The sequence below is a fragment of the Elstera cyanobacteriorum genome (assembly GCF_002251735.1).
GTDB lineage: Bacteria > Pseudomonadota > Alphaproteobacteria > Elsterales > Elsteraceae > Elstera > Elstera cyanobacteriorum.
Genome location: NZ_NOXS01000035.1, coordinates 284801 through 301450, shown reverse-complemented (window position 1 = coordinate 301450; position 16650 = coordinate 284801). Strand labels below are relative to the sequence as shown.

The window sequence follows — 16650 nt, the reverse complement described above, 5'->3', positions numbered from 1 at the left end:
GGTGGGTTCTTCCAGAACCCTGGCCTCCCGCGCCAAGGGCGCGCGGCGCAGTCGCGCCGTTCTCAGTTTCGATGCGTCAGCCTCCTCGAAACTGCTCCTTATAGTATCCGGGCAAGTATGGGCCTTAGGGCCTCGATCATTGCCGGGTCGCGCTGGCTGGGGGCGGTCATGATCGCATGCTCCAGCGCGGTATCGCAGCCGTGCGCGCAGAGGGGGCGCGGGGCTGCCAGATGCGGCACGGTGGCTTGCAGCAAATGCCGCACCTTGGCGGCATTCTCCCCAGCCACCCGCACCACTTGATCGACTGTCACCGCGTCATGATCGGGGTGCCAGCCGTCGAAATCGGTCACCATGGCGATGCTGGCGTAGCAAATCTCGGCCTCGCGGGCCAATTTTGCTTCCGGCATATTGGTCATGCCGATCACCGAACACCCCCACGCGCGGTAGAGTTCGCTTTCAGCTTTAGTGGAGAATTGCGGCCCTTCCATGACCATATAGGTGCCGCCGCGCCGGATGGGTTGGCCGATGTCGCCTGCGGCGGCTTCGATGGCGTCGCCCAAGCGCGGGCAGACCGGGTGGGCGAGGGGGACGTGGCCGACGAGGCCAGGGCCGAAGAAGCTCTTTTCCCGCGCAAAGGTACGGTCGATGAATTGATCGACCAGCACGAAGCTCCCTGGCGGCAGGTCTTCCCGCAGCGAACCGACGGCGGAGACGGCGATAATATCGGTAACCCCCAGCGCCTTCATCGCCCAAAGGTTGGCGCGGTAATTGACCGTGCTGGGCGTTTGTCGATGACCGCGCCCGTGGCGGGGCAGAAACACCATGCGCACGCCGTGCAACTCGCCGACCAACACATCATCGGAGGGGGCGCCGAAGGGGGTATGGATAGCGACCCATTCGGCCCCATGTAGCCCGTCAAGACTATAGACGCCGCTGCCGCCAATGACGCCAATCACAGGCGGGCGGGTGTGCTGATCCGACATAAAACCATCCCTCAAAAAGCAACAAGCCGGGCGATCATGCCCGGCTTGCGCATTGCCTCACAAGAGTGAGAGCAACGATTAGTGCACGTCCGCCCACACGCGGCGCTTCGCGGCATAGAAGAAGCCGGTGGCGACAATGAGGAACAGGATGACCTGCACGCCCAGACGGTGACGGCGCTCCAGCTCCGGCTCGGCAGCCCAGTTCAGGAACACGGTCAAATCGCGGGCCATATTGCTGACCGAAGCCTGCGTCCCGTCCGCGAAGGTCACTTGACCATCGTTCAACGGCTGCGGCATGGCGATCTTATGACCAGGGAAATACTTATTATAGTATTGCCCATCCAGAAGCTGCACATCGGCGGGGGCCTTCTCATAGCCCGTCAACAGGGCATAGAGATAGTCCGGGCCGCCAACGCGGGCCTTCGCAATCAGCGACAGATCGGGCGGATAAGCGCCATTGTTTGAGGCGCGGGCCGCGTTTTCATTCGGGAACGGCGAGACAAACTTATCGGACGGGCGGGCAGCCCGTTCGAACATTTCACCGGCATCGTTCGGCCCGTCGGTCACCTTATAGTTCGCCGCAATCGCCTTAACTTCTTCTTCCGAGAAGCCAAGGTCTTGAAGATTGCGGTAGGACACAAGATGCAGCGCATGGCACGCCGCGCAAACTTCCTTATAGACTTGGAAGCCGCGTTGAGCTTGAGCCCGATCGTAGGTGCCGAAAATGCCGTAGAAGCTCCAGTCCTGCTTCGGCAGGGCAATCGCTTCGCCCGCCGCCTGTGCACCGGACATGAGGCCGAGGGTAACCCCGGCCGCCAGAATGATTTTCTTCAACATTACGGCTTCTCCATGCGGGCGGCAGCCGGCGCAGCCGAACCACCGAGAACGGCAGCGGCAATCGACGACGGCAAGGGCTTCGGCGTTTCCAGCTTGCCCAGCAGCGGCAGGATCACGAGGAAGTGCAGGAAGTAGTAAGCGGTGGCGATACGGCCAACCAGCACGTAGATGCCTTCCGCCGGCTTACCGCCCGCCCAACCCAACACGATGCAGTCGATGAACAGCAGCCAGAAGAACCAGAAGTAAACCGGACGGAACTTGGCCGACCGGATCTTCGAGGTATCGAGCCACGGCAGGACGGCCAGCACACCGATGGCAGCGAACATGGCCAGCACGCCACCCAGTTTATCCGGGATCGAGCGCAGGATGGCGTAGAACGGCAGGAAGTACCATTCCGGCACAATGTGCGGCGGCGTCTGCATCGGGTTTGCCGGAATATAGTTATCCGGTTCGCCGAAGAAGTTCGGAGCGAAGAAGACGAAGAAGGCGAAGAAGATGGCAAAAACGCCGATCCCGAACAGATCCTTCACCGTGTAGTACGGATGGAAGGGGATCTTGTCCTTATCGCTCTTGGCATCGATACCCAGCGGATTGTTCGAGCCGAACTGATGCAGGGCCGCGATATGCAGAACCACGACGCCGACGATGACGAACGGCAGCAGGAAATGCAGCGCAAAGAAGCGGTTCAGCGTCGGGTTATCGACCGAGAAACCACCCCACAGCAGCGTGACGATATAATCGCCAACAACCGGGAAGGCCGAGAAGAGATTGGTGATAACGGTAGCGCCCCAGAAGCTCATCTGGCCCCACGGAAGCACATAACCCATGAAGGCGGTGGCCATCATCAGCAGCAGAATGACGACGCCCAAGATCCACAGCAGCTCACGCGGGGCCTTATACGATCCGTAATAAAGGCCGCGGAAGATGTGAATATAAACGACGATGAAGAACATCGACGCGCCATTCATGTGAATGTACCGGATCAGCCAGCCGCCGTTCACGTCGCGCATGATGCGTTCGACGCTGTTGAAGGCCATGCTGACATGGGCCGTGTAGTTCATGGCCAGGAACAGACCCGAGAGGATCATGACCACCAGAACCACACCGGCCAGCGAGCCGAAGTTCCAGAAGTAATTCAGGTTGCGCGGCGTCGGATAGCCGCTGCCGACCGAATGGTCTAGCAGGGTGAAGATCGGCAGGCGGCTGTCGATCCACTTCACTAGCCCGTTTTGTTTGGCTGTATTGCTCATTATTGAACCCCTCCCGCTCCGTTAGCCGATGCGCAGCGACGTGTCGGACAGGAACGTATATTGCGGCACTTCCAGATTGCGCGGCGCCGGGCCTTTGCGGATGCGACCGGACGTATCATAGTGCGACCCGTGGCACGGGCAGAACCAGCCGCCGAAATCGCCTTTGGCTTCACCGACCTTCTGCCCGTTCGGCACGCAGCCGAGATGGGTGCAGACGCCGACCAGCACCAGCCATTCCGGCTTCTTCACGCGGTCCTTGTCGGCCTGCGGATCGGGAAGCTCGGCGGGGCTAACGCCTTCAGCCGTTTTGATTTCATCCGCCGTGCGATGGCGAATGAACACCGGCTTACCGCGCCACGTAACGGTCACGCTTTGGCCTTCTTTGATGGCGCCAATATCGACTTCCGTCGAAGCCAGCGCCAGCGTGTCGGCGGCGGGATTCATGCTGTTGATGAAGGGAAGAATGAAGGCGACCGCCCCAATCCCACCCATCGCCCCGGCGGTCAGGGTCAGAAAATCGCGTCGGGTTTCCCCGGTTCCCCCGGCTTGGCCGTGGGCTTGGTTGGCAGACTGAGCCATATGATCCGTCCTCGCGCGTCGCTTGTACCAGGCCTTGAAACGCAGGCCCTGTCGAAACTCAAGCCTATAATCGGAGCCGGCCCGCTCCAAACTCCTCTAGGGTAGCTTAGAAACAAGAAAACGCGACACGATGCCGCAGGCAACCGCCGTATGACGGTTTTCCGCAGAATCATGCGCATTTTCCGGCAGACCGGCCAAGCGTAGAGCCGGGTATAAAGGAATTCCCCCGATTTGCAAAGCGCGCGGATGTCACATCGTGCGCAGGCTGGCAGCTTTAACGGGCGAAGGTCGCAACCGTCTCGTGGGTGGGGGTATGGTCGATCAGTTCCAGCACATCGCCATGCCCCGTTGCCGCCGCGAAACCCGCGAGCGCGACCAGAAGGACGGCAAAGGCGAAAACTAGGCGTTCCATATCCCAAACGGTCCCATACGGGGGAGGACTGAGGAAATCTTGCACTCGGCGTGCCAGGAAATCCCGTTAATTCCCCTCCATCTTCCGGTAAGAACCGCCCCATCCGCCGGTGGCCGCTAAAATTTTACTATTTCACCGGTGAGGCGCTGCGGACGATTTCCCCAGCGGCGGAATTGCTCTAGGGTCGCCCGCCATGCGCCTTACCCTATTTCAACCCGATATTCCCCAGAACACCGGCACGTTGCTTCGCCTTGCCGCCTGCTTTGGCGTGCCGGTCGATGTGATCGAACCCTGCGGCTTTGTTTTCGGCGGCCCCCATATGCGGCGGGCGGGGATGGACTATCTCGATCAGGTGACCGTTACCCGGCACGCCTCTTGGACGGCCTATCAGGGCGCGAACCTCGGCGGGCGCTTGATTGTGCTGACGACGAAGGGGGAAACCCTGCTGCCGGATGCCCAGTTTTTACCCGACGACCGGCTACTGCTGGGGCGGGAAAGCGCTGGGGTGCCGCCAGAGGTGGCGTCCGCCGCCGCCGTGCGCGTGCGGATTCCCTTGCGTCCGGAAGCGCGGTCGTTAAATGTCGCCATCGCCGGGGCAATGGTCCTTGGCGAAGCCTTGCGCCAGACCGATGGGTACCGGCGCTGCGGATGTGAGTAGGAAGAGGTATGTCCGAGCTTGAGACGCGCAAAACCAGGGCCGCCGCCTGGTTCGAGCAGCTCCGTAACGATATTTGCGCGGCCTTTGAGCAGTTGGAAGATGATCTTTCGGGCGGTCCGCTCGCGGATAAGGCGCCGGGACGGTTCGAGCGCAAGACCTGGGCGCGTCCTGGCGGCGGCGGCGGCACCATGTCGCTGATGCGCGGGCGGGTGTTCGAGAAGGTCGGCGTCAATATCTCCACCGTCCACGGCACGTTTAGCGAGGAGTTTCGCCAGCAGATTCCCGGCGCGGCGGACACCGGGGAATTTTGGGCCAGCGGCATTTCGCTGGTGGCGCATATGCAGTCGCCCCTAGTGCCCGCCGTGCATATGAACACGCGAATGATCGTGACCAGCAAGGGCTGGTTCGGCGGCGGGGCGGATTTAACGCCGATTTTCCCCGACGATGCCGAAACGGCGGCGTTTCACGCCGGGCTGCGGGCGGCGTGCGATGCTCATGATCCGGCCTATTATCCGAAGTTCAAGGATTGGTGCGACGAGTATTTCTACCTGAAGCATCGGGAAGAAGCGCGCGGTATCGGCGGCATCTTTTATGATCAGTTGAACAGCGGTGATTGGGAGGCGGATTTCGCCTTCACCCGCGATGTCGGTCTGGCCTTCCTCTCCACCTATCCCGCCCTGGCCCGCCGCCGCCTGAACGATCCCTGGACCGATGCCCAGCGCCAGACGCAGCTCGTAAAGCGCGGGCGCTATGTGGAATTCAACCTTCTCTATGATCGCGGCACCAGCTTTGGGCTGAAAACCGGCGGGAATGCCGAAGCGATCCTGATGTCGCTGCCACCGGCCGTTGCTTGGCCATAACGGCTTAGCCCTTCAGCACATCCCGTGCGGTTGTAATGAAGGCGCGCAGTTTCGGCGCATCGCGGCTGCGGCGGGGATAGTAGAGAAACAGGCCGGGTTCGGTCACGGCGCTCTCTGGCAGCAGGTGGATTAACCGCCCGGCGGCGAGGTCGGCCCGGGCCAGGGGTTCGAACAGATAGGCGATACCCGCCCCGGCGCGGGCGAGGTCGAGCGCGGCCAGCGGATCATTGACAATGCTGGTACTGGGGACGGCGAGGCTGACATCCCGTCCCTCCGCGACCAAATCCCAACGATAGAGGCCACCCGCCCGTATTTGGCGAAAACCGATGCAGCGATGGGCCGCAAGATCGGCCAGCGTCCCGGGCTGGCCGTGCTGGGCGATATAGGCCGGGGCGGCGACAAGGATGGCGTCGAAGGGCGGGGTTAGGCGCAGGGCAATCATATCGGCGTCGATCATTTCCCCCAACCGCACCCCGGCATCGAAGCCCTCTGCAACAATATCGGTCAGCCCATTATTGACGAAGGCTTCCACCTGCACGTCGGGGAACCGCTCGGCCATCGCCGCCATCACCCGGGTTAGACCGAGCGGCAAGGCAAGGGAGGGGACATTGAGCCGCAGCAGCCCGCTGATCTGGCCCTGGCGGTGGCGCGCCGCCTCCCAGCACGCGGTGAGATCGGCGAGGGCGGGGCCGATACCGGCGAGCAGCCGTTCCCCCGTCTCGGTTAAGGCAACGCTGCGGGTGGTGCGCGCGAAGATCGGTTGGCCCAATCTGTCTTCTACCAACCGCACGGCATGGCTGACGGCAGAGGGGGAGAGGCCTAACTCCCCCGCTGCCGCCGCAAAGCCACCCCGGCGGGCGACGCTCAAAAGGATCGGCAGATGGGCAAGCAGATCACGGTCCATTCCTGAATTGTATCGAATAATCTATTCTGATTAAGCGATATTATCGCGATCTGGGGATTAGGGCAGGGTAACGGCAGATGATTTTGCCGGAGTAAGACCCATGACCGACGGACTAAATGCCTATTACACTCTTGGCCGCAGCGGGTTGCGCGTGAGCCGCCTCGCCCTTGGTACGATGACTTTTGGCACCGACTGGGGCTGGGGCGCGGATCGGGACACGGCGCAGGCGATCTTCAATGCCTATGTGGACGCCGGGGGTAATCTCTTTGACACGGCGGACCTTTACACCAATGGCGCGTCGGAAACCTGGCTGGGGCAGTTCATTGCCGACCGGGGGCTGCGCGACAAAGCGGTGATTGCGACCAAGTTCTCCTATAATGCCGAACCGGGAAACCCGAATGCCGGGGGCAATGGCCGCAAGAATATTCTGCGGGCGGTGGAAGGCTCGCTGAGGCGCCTCGGCACCGATTATATTGACCTGTTCCTGCTCCACACCTGGGACCGCATTACGCCCATCGAAGAAGTCATGCGCACCTTGGACGATCTGGTGCGCGCCGGGACAGTACGCCATATCGGCCTATCCAATGTCCCCGCCTGGGTGGCAGCGCGCGCGCAAACCCTGGCGGAACTGCGGGCGTGGGAGCCGCTGACCGCGCTTCAACTCGAATACAGTTTGGCGGAACGGTCAATCGAGGATGAGTTTATCCCGCTCGGTCTCGATCGGGGCATCGGCACGATGGTCTGGAGCCCCCTGGCCTCTGGCCTTCTCTCGGGCAAGTATCGGCCCGGCGTGACGGGGGAAGGGCGGCTTGAGGAGATGCGCGGCACTGATGACCCGGCCTTCGCCAAATTTACCGACCGTAACTGGCGCATCGTCGCGGAGTTGGACGCCGTGGCGCTGGCGCTCGGCAAACCGATGGCACAGGTGGCGCTCAATTGGGTGGCCAATCGCCCCGGCGTTGGCAGCGTGATCCTCGGCGCAACGAAACTTATGCAGCTTCAGGAGAGCCTGGGCGCGTTGGATTTCACCCTGCCGCCGGACCTCGCCGCCCGGCTGGCGGCGGTCAGCCGTCCCGAACCGCGCTTCCCCTACAGCTTCTTCCAGCCGGAAATTCAGGCCATGCTGACCGGCGGGGTGACGGTGGGCGACAAGCCTGCGGGCTATGCCGTTCCCACGGTTACCCACGGTGGCGGGGCGGGGGTGAGCGCGGCCTAAAGGTTAGGGCGTGTAACAGAGGCGCAGCACACCCCAGCGCCGCCCCTTTACAAGAATTGGGGCCGAGACATCCTTGAGTAACTCGACCTTGCTGCCCAAACGGCGTCGGTAGGTCTGCACCAAGAAGGGTTTGGTCGACTTCAATCCGGCTTGGGCCGTGCGGTCGGTCATCATGATGCGATCCCGGGAATGCTGACCATTCCACTCGGCATCGTCCGGGCGATGGGGGTGCGAGAAGCGTTTATTGTGAACGGGCAGATAGCCCTGCCGGTCGGTCGCAACACACAGAATGGTCTGCGGGGTCAGGGCGGCAAGGCCTTCCAACACATCAGCCAAAGCGGTCTGATAGAAGGGCAGGGCGCGGGTCGTAAACTTCTGGGGCGCTGTGCCGGGAACGGGCTGATAGGCTTCGTCCCACAAGGCGTCCAGCGTCACCCGCCCCGCGTCTAACCCGGCTTCGAACCGGCGGGAAACCTCTGCCGCGCCAGCAATCGCGGCCTGAATGTAGGGCGTGTCGACCGTTTCAACCCCAGCTTCCGCCGTCAGTTCGATGAGGTCTTCGGACAGGGTTAGGACATTGCGGGTGCCTTGGGCGACGTCGGCGATGCCCGTGCGCATGCGGTCGCCCGTGTCGGAGAGGCGGGTAATGCCGCCGACCAGCGCGTCGCAACTCGCTTGATTATCCCTGGAATGGGCGGCAATCGCACTCACCGTGCGCTGGGTGGCGGCAATCGTCGTGCAGGCATGATCAATATCGCGCACGGCCTCGCCAATCTGGCCGCTGCCCGCCCGGGCGGCGGATGCCTTGCCCGACGCTTCGCCGCTTTCGGCAATCAGGTCACGAATCTGACGGGTGAGGGCCGCAAGGGTTTGCTGGATTTCCGTTACCGCCTCTGCCGTTTGGCGCGACAGCGTTTTGACCTCGCCCGCGACGACGGCAAAGCCCCGCCCGGCTTCCCCGGCGCGGGCAGCTTCGATGGTGGCATTGAGGGCCAGAAGATTGGTCTGCCGGGCGATGCGTTCGATATCGGCGGAGACGCGCCCAACTTGATCGAGGGATTGTTCGAGACCGGGGAGGCGTTGCTCGATGCGGGTGATCCCGTCGGTCAGGCTCAGCACATCGTCCAGCGCGACTTTGATCGCCGCCTGCGCCTGGGTCATACGCTGATGACTGGTGCGGATATCGCTTTCCGCCTGTCCGGTTTCATCCAGAATCTGGCGGTTGCTGGCGGCGATATCCTGCACTTGGCCGCGCATTTCGGTCAACGCATCGGCCTGCCGATGGACCTGTTCCGCAATATCTTCCGCCCGGCCCGCCATATCGGCGGCTTCCACCCCTAACGTGCCCGCCCGCTTGGCCAGCGCTTCGACATAGCGCCCGAGACCGGCCGGGTCGGCGACCGGCAGTTGTCCTGCCGGGATTTTATTCTGCGTCATAACGGCCCACCCCTTTTGAGGGGTGAGATGTACCGTAAATTGGGCGCAATTTTAACTGTTTTCTATCTGTCACTTTGTCACGTCTTTGGGCTTTGGCAGCAGCGGGCTAGGGCTGTATAAGCAGAAGCTATGATGTTGCTGTTTCACCAATTTGTATCGCCCGGATCGCGCAAGATCCGGCTGATGCTGAAAGAAAAGAACCTGGAATTCGATCTACAGATCGAAAAAACCTGGGAACGGCGACCGGAGTTTCTGGCGCTGAACCCGGCGGGCGAGGTGCCCGTGCTGTTGTTCGAACCGGGCGGACACCCGATTTCCGATGCAACGGCGATTGCCGAATTCATCGAGGAAAGTTTTCCTGATCGGCCCTTGCTGGGGCAAACGGCGCTGGAGCGGGCAGAAATTCGTCGCTTGATCGGTTGGTTTGATGTGAAATTCAATCGGGAGGTGACGCAAAACCTGGTGGACGAGAAGATCACCAAGCGGCTGACCGGTATCGGCACTCCGAATAGCCAAGCGATCAAGGCGGGATACGCCAATATCCACTACCATCTGGACTATATCGCCTACCTGTCGGATCGCCGCAGCTATCTGGCCGGGGCCGATTTTAGTTTGGCGGACGTTACGGCAGCGGCACATCTCTCGTGCGTCGATTATCTGGGTGATGTTCCGTGGGATCAGCACCCCGGGGCAAAGGAATGGTACGCGCGCGTCAAATCCCGCCCCAGCTTCCGGCCCTTGTTGGCCGATCATATTCCCGGGATGCCGCCGCCCCGCCACTACGCCGATCTCGATTTCTAAAAGAATCCCCGGATGCTGCGGCACCGGGGATTTTTACGTCAGGGTCGCGCCGGCCAGTTTGATCGGGGCGATCACCGGGCGATAAGCCGGTTGCACCGGGGGCGGGTCGAAGCGGGACGTATCGACTTGCAACCCGATCGTGGAGAGGCCCGCCGTCACCGGGCGGGCGGGCGGCGTGGTGACTTCGCCGCGCAGGAGTTTGCTGCGTTGCTGGCGCTTGGCTTCCTGAAGTTTGGCGTCTCGCCGGGCTTGCAGGTCTTCACTTTCGGTTTTCGCAGCTTTCAGTACATCCTGAAGCCCGCCCGCCAGAAAAGCCCCAGCCTGCGCTTCAGCAGCCAAACTGGCCGACCCGCGCTGCAAGCGCTCGCTGGCGTCGCGGGCGACGGTCAGTTCGTTCTGAGGATCAGCAACAGATACTTGTTGCTTAGCCTGTTCCGCGACCGTTTTGATCCCGGCATGAAACTGCTGAACGATCCCGGCGCGGTCTGCTGCCCATTGTGCCGCCTGGCGTTGGCTGGACACATTGACCGCCGCAGCCGTCAGCGTGTCAGCCGACTGCTGCAAACGGGTACCGGTTAGGCCTGGCACCAGGATGGCATATCCTTGGGAAATTGTACCAGGGACTTGATACAAACCGTCCGGCCCATAGACAAAGGTGCGTTGAATGCCCGACTTCAGCGCCGTCGCAAAGACTTTATCACCAATAACTGTTTGGTTAACGAAGGGAATATCTTGCGTCCCTGCAATCGCCGTTGCTTTTGCTGTGGTCGGGTCAACCCGATAGAGGCGGCTGCCGGGCGCCCCCGCTTCCGCCGCGCGCATGTAGAGATAATTTCCAGCCGCGACGAAGTGGGAACTGAACGTCAGGGCATCGCCGTCGTCGCTGGTGATAAGCTGACGATTACCCGCCAAATCCGTTAGGTATGGGGCATAGAACCCATCGCTGGTCGTGGCGGCGAAAGCAAATTTATCGCCGATGGCCGCAGCCCGTGTTGGGCCACCGAATGATGTATCGGCCGGGCCGGGGGTCAGGTCAGTCAAGCGGGTGACGCTATTGCCATCACTGTAATAGAGTTCCATTCCGGCGGTTGGATCTTGCGCCGTGAACACAACCCCGCCCTTAACAGCACTGATAAACATCGTCGGCGTAATTGGCAGCCCGTCCGTCGAACCCGGATAAATATCCGCAACGCGCCGCGTGCCGGTTTTATCCGCTACATAAAGCTCGCGCCCGCCCGTACTCGTGAGAGCTGTAAAAAAGAGTTTATCGCCCGATGGGGTCAGATACTCTGGAAAGGATGAGGCGGCGCCTGGGCGAATATCAGCAACCAGAGAGGTGCCCGATAGAGTGCCATCGGTGCGACGCAGTTCAATGCCGTTACTGGGAGTCTGGCTAACAAAATAAAGATTATTGTCCAGGGATGTGAAATATTTTGGCGCGGAACCTGATGATATTTTTGATATTCTCTTTGTGGTTTCTGCTGTTCCATCACTCTTATAAAGATAATGGTCAGTCCCTTCGCTGAGGGTAAAATAGAGAGACCCTTTAAGCTCCACCATATTGCTGATGGTGCTGCTGGGGGCGCCAGGGGTGAGATCGCTGAGCAGAAAGGTTCCGGCTTTCGTGCCGTCTGACCGCCATAGCTCGGTCCCATTGGCGGCTGTGGAGGCTGTGTAATACAGTAAACCATTTGCCGCCGCCCAAGTTGGCGCGGTTCCGGCCGTGAATTGCCCGAGCGGCCCCGGTTCGATATCGCCGACGGCCAGTTCGGAGCCAACGCCCCCGGTCGAGCTCCACAGTTCGAACCCATCCGCCCCATTGCTGGCAGCATAAAAAATACGATCCACAAGACTGACGTCTCGGCCCGTGCCTAATCCGGTGGGGGCGAGATGGCCTAATTTATCGCCCTGGAAAGCGACCTGCTCCCCCTCAAACAGTTTGTTTCCGTAGAGCGGATCGATGGAGGCATGTATCCGTTCAGCTTCCGCAACGGCAGTTTGCCGTTCGTAGACCGTCGCCCCATCTCGGGCGCTATTCTTTAGAATTGCAGCCGCTTGCAAATAGCGGGTTTCGGCCTCGCTATAGGCATCAACGGCGGTCAGCGACCGCCCCTCATCCCGTGTTGCGCCATTGATCCGGCTTTGCTGCGCTGCAATCTCCGCCGTCAGGTCGGCCTTGGTCTGATGGATCGCGCGATTGACACTGCTGCTGGTCTCGACCTGGCCCGTGCCCAGGCGCGCAAAGGCGCGGTCCAACGTCTGTTGGGCACGTTGCATAGCCGTAACGGTCTGCGTCGAAACCATCGCCCCCTCCTTCTGAAGGGAAAACATCATTCAAATTTTATGATAATGTTTCTAAGCGAAAGTTTCAAGCCATCCCGTAGGGTTAGGCAGCTTGTTTGACTCTAGGTTGTAAGTTCAAACCACTCCGATATCGCGATATTACAGCGCTCGGGATCGTCGGGCAGGGTGAGAAAATCCAGGCTCTCAGGCCGGTCTGGCAGCAGGCCTTTGCCAAGATCATCGGCCTGATCGGCGAGGGCAAGCGTGCTCTTCTCCCCGCCGGTAAAAACGATCGCGTCGATCTCGGCGCGCAGGGCGGCCATCGCCCGCCCGCCTGCTGCACCGCAATCAAGGATCGTGTAGACCGTTAGGGTTGGAAATTCCTCGCGGATCAGGCGCCCGAGGGTTGCCATCCAGCCGACGCCCACCGCGTCGGCGGCGCTATCGGCGGAGAGCAGCGTTAGCCCGGTGCCGTGGCGTAACGCGGCGGCAGCGGCCTCCCGCGCTTGATCATGGGAGTAGACAGTTACGACGGGCGGCCACGCGAAGCCGCCGCTGCGGATGTCTGGGGCGCTCATGTCTGTTTCCTCCATAGAAAAACCCGCCCCGGCGGGTGCGCGGGGCGGGTTTCCGGTCTAACGATGTTATAGAGACGTTAGATCAGCTTTGCCATTGCCGCCGCCGTATCGAGCATGCGGTTGGAGAAGCCCCATTCATTATCGTACCACGACAGCACGCGGACGAAAGTACCGTCGATCACCTGGGTCTGGGTGAGGTCGAAGGTCGAGCTTGCCGGATTATGGTTGAAGTCCGACGAGACCAGTTCTTCCGACGTGGTGCCGAGCACGCCCTTCAGTTTGCCGGTCGAGGCGGCGAGCATGGCGGCGTTGATTTCTTCAACCGTCGTGGCTTTCTTGGCAACGAAGGTCAGATCGATCAGCGAGACGTTCGGCGTCGGTACGCGGATCGAGGTGCCGTCGAGCTTACCCTTCAGTTCCGGCAGCACGAGGCCGATAGCGCGGGCGGCACCGGTCGAGGTCGGGATCATCGACAGGGCGGCCGCGCGGGCGCGGCGCAGATCCTTGTGCAGCGTATCGACGGTGTTTTGGTCGCCGGTATAGGCGTGGATGGTCGTCATGAAACCGTGATCGAGACCAACGGTTTCATTCAGCACATAGGCCACCGGCGCCAAGCAGTTGGTGGTGCAGGAGGCGTTGGAGACGATCACGTGATCCTTGGTCAGCGCGGCGTGGTTGACGCCATAGACGACCGTCAGATCGACCCCATCGGCAGGGGCGGAGATCAGCACGCGCTTGGCGCCAGCTTCCAGATGCTTCGCGGCGGCGTCGCGCTTCGTGAAAATGCCCGTGCATTCGAAGGCGATATCGACGTTCAGGTCTTTCCACGGCAGCTTCGCGGGGTCGCGTTCAGCGGTGATCTTGATCTTGCCCTTACCGTAATCCATCCAGTCGTCGCCGGTGGTCACGTCGAACGGGAAGGTGCCGTGCACCGAATCGCGCTTCAGCAGATGGGCGTTCGACTTCACATCGCCGAGATCGTTGATGCCGACGACCACCAGATCGTCGCGGCCCGATTCGGCCAGCGCCCGCAGAACCAACCGACCGATACGGCCAAAGCCGTTAATCGCAACGCGAACAGCCATGAGTCATTCCTCCGTAGCGGCTGCCCGGTTGGGCAGCCATCCTGATTTTGTGTAGCGAAATTACACGCGCGCCTTGACCGCCGCAACAATCGCGTCGGCCGTGATGCCGAATTCAGCATAAAGCCGTTCCGCCGGGGCCGAGGCGCCGAAGCCCTGCATGCCGATAAACAGACCCGTTTCGCCGGTGAAGCGATCCCAACCGAACCCGCTGGCGGCTTCGATGGCGATGCGCGGGGCCGTCCCCAGAACTTCGGCGCGATAGGCGGCATCCTGCTGGGCGAACAGCTCCCAGGACGGCATCGAAACGACGGCGACCGGAATACCGGCTTCGGCCAGGGTGGCTTGCGCTTTGATGGCCAGCGACACTTCGGTGCCGGTCGCCAGAAGGGTGGCCTTGCGGTCGCCCTTGGCGGGGCTCAGCACGTAAGCCCCGCGCGCCGACAGGTTCTGCGCGTCGGCATCCTTGCGCAGCGACGGCACGGCCTGACGCGACAGGGCGAGGACCGAGGGGCCTTCCAAGCTGACGGCCAGCGCCCAGGCTTCCAGCGTTTCCACCGCATCGGCGGGGCGGAAGACCTTGAGGTTCGGAATGCAGCGCAGGGCGGCCATATGTTCGACCGGCTGATGGGTCGGCCCATCTTCGCCGAGGCCGATGGAATCATGGGTCATCACATAGATGACCTTCTGGTTCATCAGCGCCGACAGGCGGATCGAGGGACGGCAATAGTCGGTGAACACTAGGAAGGTGCCGCCGAAGGGGATGATACCGCCGTGCAGGGCAAGGCCGTTCATCGCTGCGGCCATCCCATGTTCGCGGATGCCGTAGTAAACGTAAGACCCGCCGTAGTTATCGGCGGAAACGGCGGTATCGGCCTTGATCTTGGTTAGGTTCGAGCCGGTCAGATCGGCAGAGCCGCCCAGGAAGGTCGGCACCACGGGGGCCAGCACTTCCAGTGCCTTTTGCGAGGCTTGGCGGGTGGCGATGCTCGGCGCTTCGGCAACCAACTGGGCCTTGGCGGTGGCGACTGCATCGGCGAAATTGGCCGGAAGCTCGCCGGAGAGCGCGGCTTCAAAGGCGGCGCGTTTGCCCGCGTCGGCCTGATCCAGACGGTTGGTCCAGGCGGCGAATTCGGCGGCGCCCCGGCTTCCGGCGGCCAGCCAATCGGCGCGGATATCATCGGGAATTTCGAACGGCGCATAGGGCCAATCCAGCGCGGCCCGGGCACCGGCGATTTCTTCGGCCCCCAGCGGCGACCCGTGAACGCCGGAGGTGCCGGCCTTCTTCGGTGCGCCATAGCCGATGGTGGTGCGGCAGGCGATCAGCACGGGCTTATCGCTGGTCTTGGCGGCGGTCAGGGCGGCGTCGATCGCGGCGGCGTCGTGCCCGTCGCAGCTCAGCACATTCCAGCCAGCGGCCTGGAAGCGCATCGCCTGATCTTCCGACGAGGACATGGAAATCGGCCCGTCGATGGAAATCTGGTTATCGTCCCACAGCACGATCAGACGGTTGAGCTTCAGGTGCCCGGCCAGCGAAATCGCTTCCTGGCTGATGCCTTCCATCAGGCAGCCGTCGCCCGCGATCACATAGGTGCGGTGATCAACCAGCGCGTCGCCATATTTGGCGTTCAGCACCCGTTCGGCCAGGGCGAAGCCGACCGAATTGGCGATGCCTTGGCCCAGCGGCCCGGTGGTGGTTTCGATGCCAGCGGCATGGCCAAACTCGGGATGGCCCGCTGTACGCGCGCCCCATTGGCGGAAATTCTTAATCTCGTCGAGCGTCAGATCGGCGTAACCGGTCAGGTGCAGCAGGCTGTAAATCAGCATCGAGCCGTGGCCCGCCGACAGGATAAAGCGGTCGCGGTCAGGCCACGCCGGGGTTGCCGGATCGAACTTCAGGTGCCGGGTGAACAGAACGGTTGCCACATCGGCCATGCCCATCGGCATGCCAGGATGGCCGGATTTGGCCTTTTCCACCGCGTCCATCGACAGCGCGCGCACGGCATTTGCCATCCGCTTCTGGCGCGAGACATCCAAGGGCGCTAAGCTATTGGTCATGATTATATTTCCGTTCGGCAGGCACGCGGGGCGGTCCGATTGAGGCAGAACCGTAAATCGGCGGGACCATAGCAACCCACGGGGGCGCGTCAATAACCTTGTCGCCTGCGGGAGTATAGGTTAGGGAATAGGGGCTATGACGATGACGGACAGTCGATACGCGCAAGCGGTTCACCGGGTTGAAAATGCCCTCGCCCGGCTTGAAGCGGCCATCCAAGCGCGCCCCCCGGTCGATCCCGAGGAGGTGACGCGGGTGGCAACGGCCCTGCGCGCCGCCGAAGAACAGAATGCCGCCCTGGTGCTGGCAAACCGTCAGGCTGCCGAACGGTTGGAACAGACCATCGGGCGCCTGCGCGGTCTCTTGGCACCCTGACGTGCGGATGGACGGAGAAGGGGGCAGAATGCCGGATCTCGATATTGTCGTGAATGGCCGGACCTACCGGGTCGCCTGCGGCCCGGGGGAGGAAGAGCGGCTGCGTGCCCTGGCGGGGCAGGTCGATAGCCGCATCACCGGCCTCGTCCGCAGCTTCGGTCAGGTGGGGGAAGCTCAGCTTCTGCTGGTCGCCGCCCTGCTGCTGGCCGATGAGCTGGATGAAAACCGCGCCAGCCAGCAGCGGCTTCAGGGCCTCGACGAGCGCGCTGCCGATGCGCTGCACGCCCTGGCGGATCGGATCGAACAGCTTGCAGGATCGCTAGAGACCGCCTAAGTAAG

The 16650-nt window shown here is 61.9% G+C and carries 17 protein-coding genes; 6 read left to right on the top strand and 11 right to left on the bottom strand.

The features are described 5' to 3' along the window. Positions 1–98 precede the first annotated feature (98 nt). The 5 genes from CHR90_RS17920 to CHR90_RS19480 all read right to left on the bottom strand — a co-directional run bounded on the left by CHR90_RS17920 (position 99) and on the right by CHR90_RS19480 (position 4061). Positions 99–983, bottom strand: a complete 885-nt coding sequence (locus CHR90_RS17920; protein ID WP_094410486.1) for an S-methyl-5'-thioadenosine phosphorylase — start codon at positions 981–983, stop codon at positions 99–101. Between the two features lie 78 nt (positions 984–1061). Beyond that, positions 1062–1820 carry a cytochrome c1 gene (locus CHR90_RS17915; RefSeq protein ID WP_094410485.1) on the bottom strand — a complete coding sequence of 253 codons (759 nt, stop codon included), beginning with the start codon at positions 1818–1820 and terminating at the stop codon, positions 1062–1064. Next, positions 1820–3070, bottom strand: coding sequence for a cytochrome b (locus tag CHR90_RS17910; RefSeq protein ID WP_094410484.1), 1251 nt, complete (start codon positions 3068–3070; stop codon positions 1820–1822). Before CHR90_RS17910 ends, CHR90_RS17915 begins: the two co-directional genes overlap by 1 nt. A 21-nt stretch (positions 3071–3091) precedes the next feature. After that, positions 3092–3649, bottom strand: a complete 558-nt coding sequence (gene petA, locus CHR90_RS17905; RefSeq protein ID WP_094410483.1) for a ubiquinol-cytochrome c reductase iron-sulfur subunit — start codon at positions 3647–3649, stop codon at positions 3092–3094. A gap of 274 nt (positions 3650–3923) precedes the next feature. Continuing rightward, complete coding sequence (locus tag CHR90_RS19480) at positions 3924–4061, bottom strand: hypothetical protein (RefSeq protein WP_170941459.1); 138 nt, start codon at positions 4059–4061, stop codon at positions 3924–3926. A 193-nt stretch (positions 4062–4254) separates the two neighbouring features. On the opposite strand from CHR90_RS19480, the gene CHR90_RS17900 reads away from it, so the two are divergent. Together CHR90_RS17900 and hemF are read left to right on the top strand one after the other, a co-directional pair. Beyond that, a complete protein-coding gene (locus CHR90_RS17900; protein ID WP_094410482.1) occupies positions 4255–4719 on the top strand; it encodes a tRNA (cytidine(34)-2'-O)-methyltransferase in 465 nt (154 codons plus the stop codon). A gap of 8 nt (positions 4720–4727) precedes the next feature. Next, complete coding sequence (hemF, locus tag CHR90_RS17895; protein ID WP_094410481.1) at positions 4728–5579, top strand: oxygen-dependent coproporphyrinogen oxidase; 852 nt, start codon at positions 4728–4730, stop codon at positions 5577–5579. 4 nt (positions 5580–5583) lie between these two features. Here hemF and CHR90_RS17890 read toward each other — a convergent pair whose 3' ends face one another. Beyond that, positions 5584–6483, bottom strand: a complete 900-nt coding sequence (locus CHR90_RS17890) for a LysR family transcriptional regulator (protein ID WP_094410480.1) — start codon at positions 6481–6483, stop codon at positions 5584–5586. 100 nt (positions 6484–6583) lie between these two features. On the opposite strand from CHR90_RS17890, the gene CHR90_RS17885 reads away from it, so the two are divergent. Next, a complete protein-coding gene (locus CHR90_RS17885; protein WP_094410479.1) occupies positions 6584–7699 on the top strand; it encodes an aldo/keto reductase in 1116 nt (371 codons plus the stop codon). Between the two features lie 3 nt (positions 7700–7702). Here the strand turns inward: CHR90_RS17885 and CHR90_RS17880 are convergent, their stop codons facing one another. Next, positions 7703–9136, bottom strand: a complete 1434-nt coding sequence (locus tag CHR90_RS17880) for a methyl-accepting chemotaxis protein (protein ID WP_094410478.1) — start codon at positions 9134–9136, stop codon at positions 7703–7705. 129 nt (positions 9137–9265) lie between these two features. Here CHR90_RS17880 and CHR90_RS17875 point away from each other — a divergent pair, with 129 nt between their 5' ends. Then, the gene (locus tag CHR90_RS17875) at positions 9266–9937 is read left to right on the top strand and encodes a glutathione S-transferase family protein (protein ID WP_094410477.1); all 672 of its coding nucleotides are present in this window, start codon (positions 9266–9268) and stop codon (positions 9935–9937) included. A 33-nt stretch (positions 9938–9970) separates the two neighbouring features. Here the strand turns inward: CHR90_RS17875 and CHR90_RS17870 are convergent, their stop codons facing one another. The 4 genes from CHR90_RS17870 to tkt all read right to left on the bottom strand — a co-directional run bounded on the left by CHR90_RS17870 (position 9971) and on the right by tkt (position 15938). Next, a complete protein-coding gene (locus tag CHR90_RS17870; protein ID WP_170941458.1) occupies positions 9971–12241 on the bottom strand; it encodes a hypothetical protein in 2271 nt (756 codons plus the stop codon). A gap of 101 nt (positions 12242–12342) precedes the next feature. Then, positions 12343–12798, bottom strand: a complete 456-nt coding sequence (locus CHR90_RS17865) for a hypothetical protein (RefSeq protein ID WP_094410475.1) — start codon at positions 12796–12798, stop codon at positions 12343–12345. Between the two features lie 77 nt (positions 12799–12875). Continuing rightward, positions 12876–13883 carry a type I glyceraldehyde-3-phosphate dehydrogenase gene (gene gap / locus CHR90_RS17860; protein WP_094410474.1) on the bottom strand — a complete coding sequence of 336 codons (1008 nt, stop codon included), beginning with the start codon at positions 13881–13883 and terminating at the stop codon, positions 12876–12878. 60 nt (positions 13884–13943) lie between these two features. Next, a complete protein-coding gene (gene tkt, locus CHR90_RS17855) occupies positions 13944–15938 on the bottom strand; it encodes a transketolase (RefSeq protein ID WP_094410473.1) in 1995 nt (664 codons plus the stop codon). Between the two features lie 142 nt (positions 15939–16080). On the opposite strand from tkt, the gene CHR90_RS19335 reads away from it, so the two are divergent. Both CHR90_RS19335 and CHR90_RS17850 read left to right on the top strand, forming a co-directional pair. Further along, a complete protein-coding gene (locus tag CHR90_RS19335; protein WP_141210990.1) occupies positions 16081–16311 on the top strand; it encodes a hypothetical protein in 231 nt (76 codons plus the stop codon). A 28-nt stretch (positions 16312–16339) separates the two neighbouring features. Continuing rightward, positions 16340–16645 (top strand): cell division protein ZapA, encoded by a 306-nt coding sequence (locus CHR90_RS17850; protein ID WP_170941457.1) that lies wholly within the window; start codon positions 16340–16342, stop codon positions 16643–16645. Positions 16646–16650: the final 5 nt, after the last annotated feature.

What these genes read in the sequence shown, in the direction of transcription:
- hemF (WP_094410481.1), top strand. Translation starts at nt 4,728, where the DNA reads ATGTCCGAGCTTGAGACGCGCAAAACCAGGGCCGCCGCCTGGTTCGAG.
- CHR90_RS17920 (WP_094410486.1), bottom strand. Translation starts at nt 983, where the DNA reads ATGTCGGATCAGCACACCCGCCCGCCTGTGATTGGCGTCATTGGCGGC.
- CHR90_RS19335 (WP_141210990.1), top strand. Translation starts at nt 16,081, where the DNA reads ATGACGGACAGTCGATACGCGCAAGCGGTTCACCGGGTTGAAAATGCC.
- CHR90_RS17870 (WP_170941458.1), bottom strand. Translation starts at nt 12,241, where the DNA reads ATGGTTTCGACGCAGACCGTTACGGCTATGCAACGTGCCCAACAGACG.
- CHR90_RS17890 (WP_094410480.1), bottom strand. Translation starts at nt 6,483, where the DNA reads ATGGACCGTGATCTGCTTGCCCATCTGCCGATCCTTTTGAGCGTCGCC.
- CHR90_RS17885 (WP_094410479.1), top strand. Translation starts at nt 6,584, where the DNA reads ATGACCGACGGACTAAATGCCTATTACACTCTTGGCCGCAGCGGGTTG.
- CHR90_RS17850 (WP_170941457.1), top strand. Translation starts at nt 16,340, where the DNA reads ATGCCGGATCTCGATATTGTCGTGAATGGCCGGACCTACCGGGTCGCC.
- CHR90_RS17880 (WP_094410478.1), bottom strand. Translation starts at nt 9,136, where the DNA reads ATGACGCAGAATAAAATCCCGGCAGGACAACTGCCGGTCGCCGACCCG.
- gap (WP_094410474.1), bottom strand. Translation starts at nt 13,883, where the DNA reads ATGGCTGTTCGCGTTGCGATTAACGGCTTTGGCCGTATCGGTCGGTTG.
- CHR90_RS17915 (WP_094410485.1), bottom strand. Translation starts at nt 1,820, where the DNA reads ATGTTGAAGAAAATCATTCTGGCGGCCGGGGTTACCCTCGGCCTCATG.
- tkt (WP_094410473.1), bottom strand. Translation starts at nt 15,938, where the DNA reads ATGACCAATAGCTTAGCGCCCTTGGATGTCTCGCGCCAGAAGCGGATG.
- CHR90_RS17875 (WP_094410477.1), top strand. Translation starts at nt 9,266, where the DNA reads ATGATGTTGCTGTTTCACCAATTTGTATCGCCCGGATCGCGCAAGATC.
- CHR90_RS17910 (WP_094410484.1), bottom strand. Translation starts at nt 3,070, where the DNA reads ATGAGCAATACAGCCAAACAAAACGGGCTAGTGAAGTGGATCGACAGC.
- petA (WP_094410483.1), bottom strand. Translation starts at nt 3,649, where the DNA reads ATGGCTCAGTCTGCCAACCAAGCCCACGGCCAAGCCGGGGGAACCGGG.
- CHR90_RS19480 (WP_170941459.1), bottom strand. Translation starts at nt 4,061, where the DNA reads ATGGAACGCCTAGTTTTCGCCTTTGCCGTCCTTCTGGTCGCGCTCGCG.
- CHR90_RS17900 (WP_094410482.1), top strand. Translation starts at nt 4,255, where the DNA reads ATGCGCCTTACCCTATTTCAACCCGATATTCCCCAGAACACCGGCACG.
- CHR90_RS17865 (WP_094410475.1), bottom strand. Translation starts at nt 12,798, where the DNA reads ATGAGCGCCCCAGACATCCGCAGCGGCGGCTTCGCGTGGCCGCCCGTC.